Source organism: Bacillus sp. MYb78, assembly GCF_002975115.1.
Taxonomy (GTDB): domain Bacteria; phylum Bacillota; class Bacilli; order Bacillales; family Bacillaceae_G; genus Bacillus_A; species Bacillus_A cereus.
This window is the reverse complement of record NZ_PCOB01000024.1, coordinates 1-14,773: the sequence shown is the minus strand read 5'-3', so window position 1 is coordinate 14,773 and position 14,773 is coordinate 1. Positions and strand designations below refer to the sequence as shown.

Genomic DNA, 14,773 nt, shown 5'->3' with positions numbered 1-14,773 from the left:
ATGCAAGCAGAGAAGTTTCATGACCTCCCGCTTGAAGACGTGTTAGGTGATCGCTTTGCACGTTATAGTAAATATATTATTCAAGATCGTGCACTTCCAGATGCACGTGATGGCTTAAAGCCAGTACAAAGACGTATTTTATATTCTATGTATGTAGAAGGTAATGTACATGATAAAGCGTTTCGTAAATCAGCTAAAACAGTAGGTAATGTTATCGGTAATTATCATCCACATGGAGATTCCTCTGTATATGAAGCAATGGTACGCTTAAGCCAAACTTGGAAAGTACGTAATGTTTTAGTTGAAATGCATGGTAATAACGGTAGTGTTGATGGGGACCCAGCGGCAGCAATGCGTTATACGGAAGCTCGTTTATCACCAATCGCATCTGAATTATTACGTGATCTTGATAAAGAAACAGTTGAATTCGTGTCAAACTTTGATGATACGAGTGAAGAACCAGTTGTATTACCAGCAGCGTTCCCGAATTTATTAGTGAACGGATCTACAGGGATTTCCGCTGGTTATGCAACAGAAATTCCTCCGCATCATCTTGGAGAAGTTATTGATGCTACAATGATGCGTATTGATAAGCCAAATAGTACTGTTGATGATTTATTAACAGTTATGAAAGGACCAGATTTCCCAACAGGCGGTATTATTCAAGGGATTGATGGTATTAAAAAGGCGTATGAAACAGGTAAAGGTAAAATTATTATTCGTGGAAAAGCAGAAGTTGAAACAGTGCGCGGTGGGAAACAACAAATTGTAATCACTGAAATTCCTTACGAAGTGAATAAGGCAAACCTTGTAAAGAAAATGGATGAATTACGTCTAGATAAAAAGTTAGATGGTATTGCTGAAGTGCGTGATGAGACAGATCGTACTGGTTTACGAATTGTTGTTGAATTAAAGAAAGAAGCAAACGCCGAAGGTATTTTAAATTATTTATATAAAAATACAGATTTACAAATTCCATATAACTTTAATATGGTAGCGATTAATAATCGTCGTCCAACACTTATGACATTACCAAAAATTTTGGATGCTTATATTGGACATCAAAAAGAGGTTATTACGAGACGTTCGCAATATGAATTAAGAAAAGCAGAAAATCGTCAACATATTGTAGAAGGTTTAAAGAAAGCATTATCGATTTTAGATCAAGTAATCGAGACAATTCGAGCTTCAAAAGATAAACGTAATGCGAAAGATAATTTAAGTGCAAAATTTGGCTTTACAGAAGCACAGGCGGAAGCAATTGTTTCCTTGCAATTATATCGCTTAACGAATACAGACATTACGGCGTTACAAGAAGAAGCAGATGAGCTTAATAAGAAAATTCTAGAGCTACAGTCAATTTTACAAAGTGAAAAAAGATTACTTCAAGTCATTAAAACTGATTTGAAGAGAGTTAAGAAAACATATAGTGATGATCGCCGTGCTATTATTGAAGAACAAATTGAAGAAATTAAAATAGACGTAGAAGTGATGATTCCACAAGAAGATGTCATCGTTACTGTAACGAAAGAAGGATATGTGAAACGTACTGGATGGCGCTCACATAATGCATCAAACGGCAAAGACTTCGGTATGAAAGAGGGTGACATCTTACTTGAACGATTCGATACGAATACGACTGAAACAGTTCTTTTATTCACAAGTAAAGGGAACTATATATATCTTCCAGTATACGAAATGCCAGATATTCGTTGGAAAGATTTAGGTCAGCACGTTGCAAATATCGTTTCACTCGACCGAGATGAAACGATCATTTGGGCAACGGTTGTACCGAACTTTGAGGAAGAAAAACGATTTATCGTATTTGTAACACGAAATGGTATGATAAAGAAAACAGAATTAAATCAATATAAAGTTCAGCGTTATTCAAGGGCATTCGTTGCTGTAAACTTGAAAAAAGATGATGAAGTTGTCGATATATTTGCGACAGATGGAACGAGTGATATCGTTCTTGCTACACATGGTGCATATGCACTTATTTTCCATGAAGATGAAGTAAGTCCAGTCGGTGTAAGAGCTGCTGGTGTGAAAGCAATTAATTTAAAAGAAGATGACTATGTCGCTTCTGGTAAACCGTTAAATGGTGATAAAGATCAACTTATTCTCGTAACGCAGCGTGGTGCTGTAAAACGTCTAAAAGCATCAGAAATTGAAAAATCAACGAGGGCGAAGCGAGGTCTTGTTATTTTCAAAGAGTTAAAACGTAATCCGTACCGCATTGTCGGTATTGAAATTGTTCGGGACGATGAATTAGTTTACATGAAGACAGAGAAAAACATTGTAGAAGAGATTGATCCGAAAGCGTATCGAAATAAAGACCGGTATAGTAATGGTAGCCTAGTGCTAGATGTAAATGATACTGGTGAAGTAGTAGAAACGTGGACGAAGAAAAGACCAGAATAAAGAGGGCATCTTGCTATGAATAGTAGCAAGATGCTTTTTTCTAGGCAATTTATTATGTAAATAATAATAATCTTGTTATAATAACTGAATGAAATCGTTCTCATAAAGTTCAACTAATCGGGCTTTAACAAGCAGTTGATTCCTCACCTAATTCCTTAGCTTTCACTGAATTTTGGGTTAGGAATCTTACTGCCCGTTAAAGCGGCACAAATGGAGGGGCAACATGAAAAAAATAGGTGTAGGGATTGTAGGATTTGGTTTTTCTAGTACGACATTTCATATCCCACTATTACAAACAATAGAAGAATATGATATTCGAGCTGTATTATCCTCAAAAGAAGAGGTAGTAAAAGAAACATTACCAAACGCTAATGTTGTTAGTACAATTGATGAATTGGTGAAGCGAGCTGATGTTGACTTAATTGTTATTACATCACCTAATACAACTCATTTTCCATATGTAAAAGAAGCAATTTTAAACGGTAAGCATGTTGTTGTAGAAAAACCATTTGTTGTTTCAATTGAAGAAGGGGAAGAGCTTATTACATTAGCAGAGCAGTATAATGTAATGTTAAGCGTATATCATAATCGGCGTTTTGATAATGATTTCTTAACGATTAAGAAATTGTTAGAAGAAAACAGAGTAGGGAATGTATACGCATATGAATCGAATTTTGATCGTTTCCGTCCACATGTGCGTGATCGATGGAGAGAAAAAAATCTACCAGGTTCCGGTATATTATACGATTTAGGATCGCATTTAATTGACCAAGCGTTATCAATATTCGGGAAACCAGATGCGATAAGTGCAGATGTAATAAAACAACGACCAGGTGCAGAGGTGGATGATTATTTCCACATAGTACTGCATTACGGAGTTAAACGTGTCATTTTACGTAGCAGCAGTTATGTGAAAAAAGCTGGACCGCATTTTATAGTGCATGGAGAGAAAGGTTCTATCGTGAAGTACGGTATGGATTCACAGGAAGAGCAATTAAAAAATGGAATGAAGCCAGGGGATAACGGTTATGGAGTAGACGATGAAGAGAATTTTGCTACTTTAGAAACAGAAGAAAGCTTAGAGCGTATTCCAACAGAAGTCGGTTGTTATGACAATTATTATAAAGGTGTACGAGATAGTATATTAAATGGTGAGGAACTACCTGTAACAGCAAAAGAAGGTTTAGATGTTATTAAACTGATTCAATTAGCGATTGAAAGCAGTGAAAAGGGTAGAGTCATTTCTATAAAATAAAAAGACACGAATTTCGTGTCTTTTTTATTAGGAATATGTGAATATGATTAATTAATTAGTTTAGTCGTTTATCATACATTAATTGGATTTGTATGCCATAAGGATCTTCAATAATACCATATGCTTCACTAAATATATTTTTTTCTAGCGGAGAGATTATTTTCACATGCTTATCGGAAATTAAATTATTATAAAACCTTTGTATTTCTTCTAAATTAGCGCTTTGAATGCAAAGTGACATGTTATTTCCAACGTTATAACGTTCATTAGTATTCATTGTATCTTCTGCTATCATTAGCTTTGTATTCCCAATTTGTAAAACAGAGTGAGCAATATGATCTTTATTTTCACTTGTAATTTTAAAAGAACTATCTCTTTTCGCCAGTTCTTCATACGTAACAATCATTAACTTTTTAGCTTCTAAATTACGTATATAAAAATTAATCGCCTCCTTTGCTTGCCCATTCATTGAAAGAAAAATAGCTATTTCTAATGTCATAAATATATAACTCCTTTATTAGTTGATAATTATAATATAGATTAAAAGGGTTTCAATACATGACACCTTTTTGGGAGGGAAATATGAAAAAAACGGAACGAATAAATGATATGCTTATTTTCTTAAAGAATAAAAGATATTTTAATTTAAAAGATTTAATGGCTAGATATGATATTTCTAAAAGTACCGCGTTGCGAGATATTCAATCATTGGAAGAAATAGGTGTACCCATATATTCTGAACTGGGTAGAAATGGAAGTTATAAAATTATAGAAAATAATGTGTTATCACCAATTTATTTTAGTGTGGATGAAATGTATGCGTTATACTTTTCAATTCTTACGCTAAATGGATACAAGACAAAACCATTTAATGTAGAAAGTATTGCGCTTGAAAATAAATTTAAACATGTATTACCTGATAATGTGAGTAAAAATATTTCAATCATGGAACTAACGCTTTCCTTTGAAGTAACAAATCATAGTAATTTTAGTCCGTTCTTAAAAGAAATTTTACAGGGGATTTTTGCTGAGCGAGTTTATCATTTAACATATTTAAAAAAAGGTGAGGAGAAAGCATTGGTTGTCCAATTTATTCGAATAGAATCTAAATTTGGCCAGTGGTATGCTAAAATCTTTAATTTTGAGACAAATCATGTTCAAATAATTAGATGTGATAAAATTCTCTCTATTGTGGAAACAAGCAATGTTCATCCAAAAAATCTTGAAGAATTATTAAGTTATCTTACTACTTTTCACAGGAAGCCTGATGCAATTGATTTTAGCGTCATTGTTAATCAAAAAGGAAAAGACATTTTTGATAAAGAGAATTACCCTTCCATGAGGTTGCAAAAGGAAAATGAAAATTACATTATAACAGGCTATTTTAACAAGCAAGAATCTGATTTTATTTCAAATTATTTTCTGAATTTCGGTGAAACGATTATTTCGATTCAGCCTGTTATGCTAAAAGAGTTAATCTATAATAAGGTGTTATCTATAAAGCAGCATTTAACTTTTTTAAGATAAAGTTAGTTTTAGTCATTTTTTGATATGAAAAAGCCCTTGCGATTTAAATATCCAAAGGGCTTTTTGGTGATTCTATTTGTTCTTTAGAAAAATTATTTTTCTGGGACGGACAGTCCATAAAAGAACATCGTAACGATATCTTGTATATGTTTTTCGCGATCTCCTTCAAGAAGTTGTGCCCCAAAATCATCACCTAATTTAGTAAACATTTGAATGTAAAGTAACATCATTTCTTTAGTAAGGTGTGGATTAATTTCGTTTTTGCGCTGAGCTTGTTCTAATATTTCTAAATACCAGGGCAGGATTTTTTCATTTTGATAACTATAAATAAACTTACGGAGTTCTTCGTCCCTTTGCATCATTTGCAGTAACATATCAGGTTGAAATAACCCGCCAGTATTCATTTTTCTTACAATCATTTTTTGCATCATATCATGAAAAGGTAATTTTTCTTCTGCAAGCTCTTTATAATATTGAAATTCAGATATGATAAATTCTTGTATAAGCTCCCTAAATAACGCATCTTTACTTCCGAAATGATTATAAATTGTAACTTGAGAAACGTTTGCTTCTTTTGCGATATGTTCTATTTTCACTTCATTAAATCCGCGTTCTGAAAATAATACGAATGCTGCTTCTTTAATGGCACGCTTTTTCTTTTCTTTTACTCTTTCAAAGCCGTTCAATGCAATCACCTCACTTAAAATATACAAGAAAAAATAATGGAAAACAATAATTTTGAAATATGGACTAATAAATATTTCAAAAAGTTGTTGCGAATATGGAAGATGAGGAGTACAATAATTTTGAAATATCACATATTCAATATTTCAAAAAATGAGGTGGAATTATGATTTCAGTTCAAGATGTCACAAAACAGTTTTCGAATGGAAAAGGTTTGTTTCATATTACATTTGATGTAAAAGAGGGAGAAGTATTTGGTTATTTAGGACCGAATGGTGCCGGAAAATCAACGACGATTCGTAATTTAATGGGATTTATAAAACCGACAGCTGGTAAAGCTACAATTTTTGGATTAGATTGTTGGAATGAAGCAGCGAAAATTCAAAGGGAAGTTGGTTATTTACCGGGTGAAATTTCTTTTATTGAAGGAATGAACGGATTAGAGTTTTTAAAATTAATGCAGGGAATGCGTGGATTAAAGGATACGAAAAGACGAGATGAACTGATAGAGCGTCTGCAATTTGATGTGAAAACACCGATTCGCAAAATGTCTAAAGGAATGAAGCAAAAAGTAGGGATAGTCGCTGCATTTATGCACGATCCAGAGGTGTTAATTTTAGATGAACCAACATCTGGACTTGATCCACTTATGCAACAAGTGTTTATAGATTTAATATTAGAGGAAAAGCAAAGAGGAAAAACAATCCTAATGTCATCACATATTTTTACTGAAATTGAGAGAACTTGTGACAGAGTAGCTATTATTAAAGATGGTCGACTCGTAACGGTTGAAAATATTCACGATTTACAAAGTATGAGAAGACAGGTGATAGATGTAACAGTATCATCACAAGAAGAGATTGAGTCCCTTATAAAGTGTAATTTGCAATTTGAAGCGGTAAAAGGTAGAGAGGCATCTATCATTGTACAAGGAAACTATCAAACTGTTTTACAAACACTTTCAAACTATAATGTAACGGCACTTCAAACGAGAGCGATGGATTTAGAACATTTATTTATGCATTATTACGATAAGAAAGAAGGGGTAGCGCATGAATAAGCAATTGTTTTTAGCTAGTTTGAAAGAAACACAAAAAAGTATTTTGAGTTATGCGTGTGGTGCGGCTTTATATTTGTGGTTATTAATTTGGATATTCCCGTCAATGGTATCAGCGAAAGGGCTAAATGAATTAATAGCTGCCATGCCTGATAGTGTGAAAAAAATCGTTGGTATGGAAAGTCCGATTCAAAACGTAATGGATTTTCTAGCGGGCGAATACTATAGTCTATTATTTATTATCATTTTAACAATTTTTTGCGTAACAGTTGCGACACATTTAATTGCTCGTCATGTAGATAAAGGAGCAATGGCATACTTGCTAGCAACACCTGTATCTAGAGTGCAAATTGCTATTACACAAGCTACTGTTCTCATATTGGGACTTCTGATTATTGTATCTGTTACGTATGTAGCTGGGTTAGTAGGTGCAGAATGGTTTTTACAAGATAATAACTTAAATAAAGAATTATTTTTGAAGATAAATATAGTCGGAGGTCTCATATTTTTAGTCGTTAGTGCGTATTCATTTTTCTTTTCTTGCATATGTAATGACGAAAGAAAAGCACTAAGTTATTCAGCGAGTTTAACTATCCTATTTTTCGTATTGGATATGGTAGGGAAGTTAAGTGATAAGTTAGAATGGATGAAAAACCTATCATTATTCACGCTGTTTCGTCCGAAAGAAATTGCTGAAGGAGCGTATAATATATGGCCGGTAAGTATAGGGTTAATTGCCGGAGCACTTTGTATTTTCATAGTAGCAATTGTAGTGTTTAAGAAGAGGGATTTACCGTTATAAAGTAGAAAGTCCACTAGAAAGTGGGCTTTTTTTATTTGTAAATTAAAACTAGTATGTTTATCGCATAACACTTATAAAGGATATTTATCTTTTTAATTAAGAAAATATTCAAAAAAACGAACCTTTTTCTAGGTTCATACGTCTAATACATGTAAAGTTAAATTGGAAGTGATGAAGTGAGGATGAAACAGGAGGAGCAATTGTGAAAGTAATCCCTTTATATAAAATGATTGTAAAAGAAGAAACAGATGTTTCCTTAGCGAAAAAAGGTGATCATGAAGCGTTTATGGCGCTTATACATACAGAAAAAGTGAAGATGTATCGGATTGCAAAGGCTATGTTACGTGATGAGACAAATATAGAGGATGCGATACAGACAACAATTTTAAAAGCCTATGAAAATATAAAAAAACTAAAAAAAGAAGAGTTTTTTCAAACTTGGTTAATTCGAATTCTAATGAATGAGTGTAACAATATTATTAGAGCGTATAAAAAGGTAATTGCAATAGAAGAGAATGATTACAATATGAGTGCGTGTGATCAGTATGAAGATATAGATTTATGTAATGCAATTCAATCGTTACATGAAGAATTAAGAGCTGTTACGGTGCTTTATTACTATGAAGACATGAATCAAGAGAGTATAGCAAAGCTTTTAGAAGTACCAAAAGGAACAGTGAAATCCAGATTGTCACGCGCAAGGGAACAACTACAAAAACGATTAAAGATGGAATAGGGGGTGTAAAGGGTGGATAATGAAAAATTATTTGATGAGAAATTAAAAAAGAGAATAAAAGATGAAAATGTTATAGTACCTCCAGAGTTAAATGAAAAGATTAATAGCACGCTACATAATCTTAAGGTAAAAAAGAAGAGTTACAAAATTCATATGATGATAATTAGTGCAGCGGTTTGTATACTTTCAGTGGTATCTATGTCTGAGTTTTCTATACAAAGTTTTGCACAAAATGGTGGAGTATTTGAATATGTAAAGAAAAAAGCGTTTTCTGATTATGAAAATGAAGAAGAAATAAAATCGAATGTACATTATCCAGATAAAGAAAAGATTCATCAAAAAATGATAGATTCTATTGATTATTTTAAAAATATTTCAGGACAATTTGAGGAATATTCTAGCTCATCAAGAATTGCTACAACATATAAGTATGCGATTGATACGGAGAAACAAAGAGGTATCTCTTCGAAAGAAGATAAACTAGCCAAAAAACGAACAATTATATATAACGAGGGGAAGAAAAAAGAGTTTGATGATGAGAAGTATACCTATAAAGAGACAAAATGGAACCCGAAAGAAAGAAACAATGAACTATTAAAATTAAATCCTACGGAAAGGTTATTGAAAAAAGCAGGTGAAAAAAAGCGATATGATGATGAATATATAGGGCTAGCTAAATATAGTATTCAATCAGAATTCGCAGATTTGTTAATTCGATATAAAGATTGGAATTATAAAGAAACGAAATATCTTGGATTAGATTGTTACAAAATTGAAGGAGTCATCAACATAGAGATGCCTGTTAGCACCTCTGAAGATTTAAGAGGGAAATTCGAAATGGTTGTGGAGAAAAATACAGGGATTATGTTGAAATTTCTTAGTTTTCAAGAAGGCTTGATTCAATATTCAGTTACGACTGAATGGATACAAATAGATAAGGGATTGAAAGAAAGTATGTTTCAAAAGGATAGCGCTAAATATGAAAGAATGAAAAACATATTGGATGAATAGAAACAGGAGGAGAGTAAATGGAGAATCATTCATCTTTAAGAGAAGAGAAAAATAAGCAAAAATATAAAAAGAAAACGATAATAAGTTTACTACTGGCGGTATTACTATTTGGTGGAATTGGCTATGGAGCCTATGTATATATGAAAACTTCTAGTCTCGTACAAAAATCTAATTTGAATTTAGCACGAGGTGAAAAATCCAATTTACGTGAGAAATCTGTAAAGCCAATTGCAAATCATGTTTCACTTTTAATTATGGGAATTGATGAAAATCAAGAACGACAAAAGGAATATAATGGTGCATTTCATACAGATGCATTATTGTTAGCGACTTTTAATAAAGACGATAAAACAGTGAAATTAACGAGCATACCGCGTGATACATATACATATGTTCCAGTTGAAAAGAAAAAAGATAAAATAACCCATGCATATGGAAGTGGTTTCGTTAAAAATGGTACAGATGGAGGACCGCATGCTTCTGTGGAAGCGGTAGAAAAATTGTTACAGGTGCCCGTTGATTATTTTGTGAAATTTAATTTTGGTTCCTTTACTAAAATTGTTGATGGGTTAGATGGTATTGAAGTGGATGTCCCGGTTGAATTTACGGAGCAAAATAGTAAAGATGAACCTGATGCGATTCATTTGAAAAAAGGATTACAAAAATTAAATGGCGAAGAAGCACTTGCACTAGCAAGAACGCGCCATATTGATAGTGATGCAATGAGAGGACAGCGCCAACAACTTGTTATTGAAGCGATTTTAAGTAAATTAAAAAGTGTAGGATCGATTACGAAGCTAGAAAAAATAGTTGAGGCGGTTGATAGTGATTTTAAAACAAATTTAGTAATGGATGATATTTTATCTTTTTATAAATACGGTTTAAACGGTTCAGTTGAAAAAATACAATTAGCTGGTGATGATTTATACTTACCTAATGGCCCAAACGGGCAACGTGTATATTATTATAATCCTAATAAAAAAGATCTACAGAGTTTGAGTAATACTCTTAGAACACATCTAGGGTTAAGTGAAAAGAAAATTGAGGAGAATTAAAGCAGACGAAATGTCTGCTTTTTTATTTTTGTAGAAAAGAGGTTTGTTACGATATACATTATTTATTAACAATAATTTACAAGTTATTTTATAGTGAAGGGATATAAAGACTATTAAATCAATACATAGAATTCCATGAGGTATAGTGTTTCGAAAGGTTAAGTAATTTTTATGAATATTACTGTAAAAAAATAATTTTTTAAAAATTTTCAATAATAACACTTTACAAAACTCAAAAAATTAGTAGAATAATAGTTAATAAGAATCTTCTGATAAATATATAAAGAAAAACAGAATTATCAGAAAATTCTTAAATGAGAGCGTTAAGAATTAGGGAGGGTACAGAAAGTGAAAAAGAAAAAAATGAAAAAACTAACAGCGGTTGTAGTACCAGTTTTAGCAATGAGTATGGCATTAACAGCATGTTCTACATCAGGTGGAGATAAGAAGACAAGCACAAATTCTAGCTCTGGTGGAGATAGTAAATCAGAAGGAAAATTAGCAGCAAAACAAGTACTAAATCGTACTGAAACAAATGAGATTCCAACAATGGATACTTCTAAAAATACAGATACATTAGGTTCTCAAATTTTAGGGAACACAATGGAAGGTTTATATCGATTAGATAAAGATAACAAACCAATCCCAGCTGCTGCAGAATCAAGCACGAAGAGTGAGGATGGTAAAAAATATACATTTAAACTACGTAAAGATGCAAAATGGTCAAATGGTGATCCTGTAACAGCGAAAGATTTTGCATATGCATGGCAACGCTTATTAGATCCAAAAACAGCTGCTGAGTATGCATTTATTGCATTTCCAATTAAAAATGCGGAAGCGGTGAATAAAGGTGAAAAACCTGTAGCAGAGCTAGGAGTAAAAGCGGTAGATGACTATACGCTTGAAGTTGAGTTAGAACAAGCAGTACCATACTTCTTAAACTTAGTAGCGTTCCCATCGTACTATCCATTAAATGAGAAGTTCGTGAAGGAAAAAGGAGATAAATATGGTTTAGAGTCTGATACAACAGTATATAACGGACCGTTCGTTCTTACTGATTGGAAGCATGAGCAAGGTTGGAAATTAAAGAAAAACGACCAATATTGGGATAAAAAGACTGTAAAACTAGATGAAATTAACTATAGTGTAGTAAAAGAAGTAGCTACAAGAGTAAATTTATATGATACAAATGCAATTGATTTTGCACTTCTATCAGGTGAATTCGTTGATAAGTATAGAAATAATAAAGAAGAGTTTGGCACATATTCACAAGTAAGCACATACTTCTTACGTCTGAACCAAAAACGTGGCGGACAAGATACACCGTTAAAGAGCCAAAAATTACGTGAAGCAATCGCGCTTTCTATTGATAAGAAAAATCTATCAAATGTAATTTTAAATGATGGATCTAAACCTGCGGACTTCTTAGTACCAAAAGGATTAGCAACCGGACCGGATGGTAAAGATTTCCAAGAAACATTTAAAAATGGTATTAAGCCAGATGCGAAAAAAGCAGCAGCTGCATGGAATGAAGCGAAAAAAGAACTTGGAAAAGACCAAGTTACAATTGAGCTATTAAACTATGATACTGGTAATGCGAAAAAAGTTGGAGAATATGTAAAAGACCAGATCGAGAAAAACTTAAAAGGTGTAACAGTTAATATTAAACTTCAGCCATTCAAACAAAAGTTAAAATTAGAAACAGAGCAAGATTATGATTTATCATTTGCTGGTTGGGGACCTGACTACGCTGACCCAATGACATTCTTAGATATGTTCCAGTCTAATCATTCTCATAACCAAATGAGCTTCGCTGATTCGAAGTATGATGATATGATCAAAAAAGCTGGCGGAGAATTAATGGGTGACGCGAAGAAACGTTGGGAAGAGCTAGGAAAAGCTGAGAAATTACTTCTTGAGCAAGATGTAGCGCTTGTACCTTTATACCAACGTGGTGATGCATATGTTCAAAAACCAAATGCAAAAGGTATCGTTCACCATAACATCAGTCCAGAGTATAGCTTCAAGTGGGCATATATGACTGAAAAAGATGGAAAATAATTTTTAAACAGTAATGTTATCTTTAAGTGGATGTATACAAGTTTCTTAGCTTATTTTGTAGTGAGAAACTCGTACAATAGAAAGATAAATGATAGAGCATTCCAAAAGTAGACTATTTACTTTTGGAATGCTCTTTTTATTATGAGATTACATGTAAATAAATCGATAGATGTAAGGAAGAATTTGTATCATGACAATTGTAAAAAATACGTTTTACTATAATAAAAAAATAATTTTTAGAATATTTTAAAAATAACTTTACAAAAGCGGAAAAATTAGTAGAATATTAATTAATAAGAATTTTCTGATAACTAGTTATTAGAAAGTCTATCAAAAATGGTTTCGTACATATAATTGGGGAGGGTACAAAAATGAAGAAAAAGATGAAAAAGTTCACGGCGGTTGTAGCGCCAGTTTTAGCAATGAGTATGGCGTTGACAGCGTGTTCTGGATCTGGTGGGGAGAAGAAATCAACTACGACGTCTAGTGGTGGTGGGGAAGAGAAAAAAGCTGAAATTAAATATGCAGCGAAACAAGTATTAAATCGTACAGAAAATCAAGAAATTCCGACGATGGATGTTTCAAAATCTACTGATACATTAGGTTCTCAAATTTTAGGGAACACAATGGAAGGTTTATATCGATTAGATAAAGATAATAAGCCAATCCCAGCTGTGGCAGAATCTAGTACGAAAAGCGAGGATGGCAAAAAATATACATTTAAATTACGAAAAGATGCAAAATGGTCAAACGGTGATCCTGTAACAGCGAAAGATTTCGTATACGGATGGCAGCGCTTACTCGATAAAAATACAGCTGCAGAATATGCGTTTATCGCTTTCTATATTAAAAATGCAGAAGCAATTAATAAAGGTGAAAAACCTCTAACAGATTTAGGAGCAAAAGCGGTAGATGATTATACACTAGAAGTAGAATTAGAAAAGCCAGTACCGTATTTCTTGAATTTAATGGCATTCCCATCGTACTATCCTTTAAATGAAAAGTTCGTAAAAGAAAAAGGAGATAAGTTCGGTTTAGAAGCAGATACAACGTTGTATAACGGACCGTTCGTTATGGCGTCATGGAAACATGAACAAGGATGGCAATTAAAGAAAAATGATCAGTATTGGGATAAAAAGACTGTGAAATTAGAAGAAATTAACTATAGTGTAGTAAAAGAAGTTGCGACGAAAGTAAACTTATATGATACAGGATCAATTGATTTTACACTATTATCAGGAGAATTTGTTGATAAATATAAATCGAACAAAGAGGAGTACGGTGAGTATTCAGAAGCAAGTACATTCTTCTTACGTTTAAATCAAAAGCGTAACGGACAAGATACACCGTTAAAGAGCAAAAAACTACGTGAAGCAATTGCATTATCAATTGATAAAAAAGGCCTAGCGAACGTTATTTTAAATAACGGTTCAAAAGCAACAGATCAATTAGTACCAAAAGGGCTTGCGACAGGGCCTGACGGTAAAGATTACCAAGATACATTTAAAAATGGTCTAAAATATGATCCGAAAAAAGGTGCAGCAGCTTGGGAAGCAGCGAAAAAAGAACTTGGAAAAGATCAAGTGACAATTGAACTACTAAGCTATGATGATGGAACTGCGAAAAAAATTGCTGACTATTTTAAAGATCAAATTGAGAAAAACTTAAAAGGTGTAACGGTTAACACGAAAATTCAGCCGTTCAAACAAAAACTGAAATTAGAGTCAGCGCAAGATTATGAAGTTTCATTTGCAGGTTGGAGCCCAGATTATTCGGATCCAATGACGTTTATTGATATGTTTGAATCGAAGAGCCCATATAACCAAATGAGTTATTCGAATCCAAAATACGATGAAATGGTAGCGAAAGCAGGTAATGAATTATTGTCTGATCCGAAGAAGCGTTGGGAAACGTTAGGAAAAGCAGAGAAATTGTTCCTTGAAGAAGATGCAGGATTAATTCCTTTATATCAAACAGGTAGAGCGTATGTAATGAAACCGAATGTTAAAGGAATTGTGAAACATAACATCAGTCCAGAATATAGCTTTAAGTGGGCTTATGTAACGGAAGGGAAATAATAAAAAAGAGCGTTTTAAAGGTAGATAATGAACTGCACCCCAATTGTTAGACACAGTCTAACAATTGGGGGTGCAGTTTTTCT

At 33.0% G+C, this 14,773-nt stretch carries 12 protein-coding genes; 10 read left to right on the top strand and 2 right to left on the bottom strand.

Annotation, left to right across the window (positions count from 1 at the left end; all coding sequences use genetic code 11):
• On the top strand, positions 1-2,424 hold the full coding sequence (gene parC, locus CQ064_RS27965) for a DNA topoisomerase IV subunit A (protein WP_001147467.1): 2,424 nt from the start codon (positions 1-3) through the stop codon (positions 2,422-2,424).
• 223 nt (positions 2,425-2,647) lie between these two features.
• Complete coding sequence (locus CQ064_RS27960) at positions 2,648-3,679, top strand: oxidoreductase (RefSeq protein WP_000719762.1); 1,032 nt, start codon at positions 2,648-2,650, stop codon at positions 3,677-3,679.
• Between the two features lie 55 nt (positions 3,680-3,734).
• Here CQ064_RS27960 and CQ064_RS27955 read toward each other — a convergent pair whose 3' ends face one another.
• On the bottom strand, positions 3,735-4,178 hold the full coding sequence (locus tag CQ064_RS27955; RefSeq protein WP_000171337.1) for a VOC family protein: 444 nt from the start codon (positions 4,176-4,178) through the stop codon (positions 3,735-3,737).
• Between the two features lie 59 nt (positions 4,179-4,237).
• Here CQ064_RS27955 and CQ064_RS27950 point away from each other — a divergent pair, with 59 nt between their 5' ends.
• The gene (locus CQ064_RS27950) at positions 4,238-5,206 is read left to right on the top strand and encodes a helix-turn-helix transcriptional regulator (protein WP_003271203.1); all 969 of its coding nucleotides are present in this window, start codon (positions 4,238-4,240) and stop codon (positions 5,204-5,206) included.
• A gap of 92 nt (positions 5,207-5,298) precedes the next feature.
• Here the strand turns inward: CQ064_RS27950 and CQ064_RS27945 are convergent, their stop codons facing one another.
• Entirely contained in the window at positions 5,299-5,901 is a 603-nt protein-coding gene (locus CQ064_RS27945) for a TetR/AcrR family transcriptional regulator (RefSeq protein ID WP_003291871.1), read from the bottom strand.
• Positions 5,902-6,056: 155 nt separating this feature from the next.
• Between CQ064_RS27945 and CQ064_RS27940 the strand changes: the two genes are divergently transcribed.
• The 7 genes from CQ064_RS27940 (at position 6,057) to CQ064_RS27910 (ending at position 14,690) form a co-directional block, all read left to right on the top strand.
• Positions 6,057-6,950, top strand: a complete 894-nt coding sequence (locus CQ064_RS27940) for an ABC transporter ATP-binding protein (RefSeq protein WP_000626565.1) — start codon at positions 6,057-6,059, stop codon at positions 6,948-6,950.
• Positions 6,943-7,749, top strand: a complete 807-nt coding sequence (locus tag CQ064_RS27935) for an ABC transporter permease subunit (RefSeq protein WP_001041425.1) — start codon at positions 6,943-6,945, stop codon at positions 7,747-7,749. Before CQ064_RS27940 ends, CQ064_RS27935 begins: the two co-directional genes overlap by 8 nt.
• 202 nt (positions 7,750-7,951) lie before the next feature.
• Positions 7,952-8,485, top strand: a complete 534-nt coding sequence (locus CQ064_RS27930) for a sigma-70 family RNA polymerase sigma factor (protein ID WP_000864740.1) — start codon at positions 7,952-7,954, stop codon at positions 8,483-8,485.
• A gap of 12 nt (positions 8,486-8,497) precedes the next feature.
• Complete coding sequence (locus tag CQ064_RS27925; RefSeq protein ID WP_000368250.1) at positions 8,498-9,496, top strand: hypothetical protein; 999 nt, start codon at positions 8,498-8,500, stop codon at positions 9,494-9,496.
• A 17-nt stretch (positions 9,497-9,513) separates the two neighbouring features.
• A complete protein-coding gene (locus CQ064_RS27920) occupies positions 9,514-10,551 on the top strand; it encodes an LCP family protein (RefSeq protein ID WP_000427598.1) in 1,038 nt (345 codons plus the stop codon).
• Between the two features lie 348 nt (positions 10,552-10,899).
• Entirely contained in the window at positions 10,900-12,612 is a 1,713-nt protein-coding gene (locus CQ064_RS27915) for a peptide ABC transporter substrate-binding protein (RefSeq protein ID WP_000727535.1), read from the top strand.
• A gap of 371 nt (positions 12,613-12,983) precedes the next feature.
• Complete coding sequence (locus CQ064_RS27910) at positions 12,984-14,690, top strand: peptide ABC transporter substrate-binding protein (protein WP_000728442.1); 1,707 nt, start codon at positions 12,984-12,986, stop codon at positions 14,688-14,690.
• Positions 14,691-14,773 lie beyond the last annotated feature (83 nt).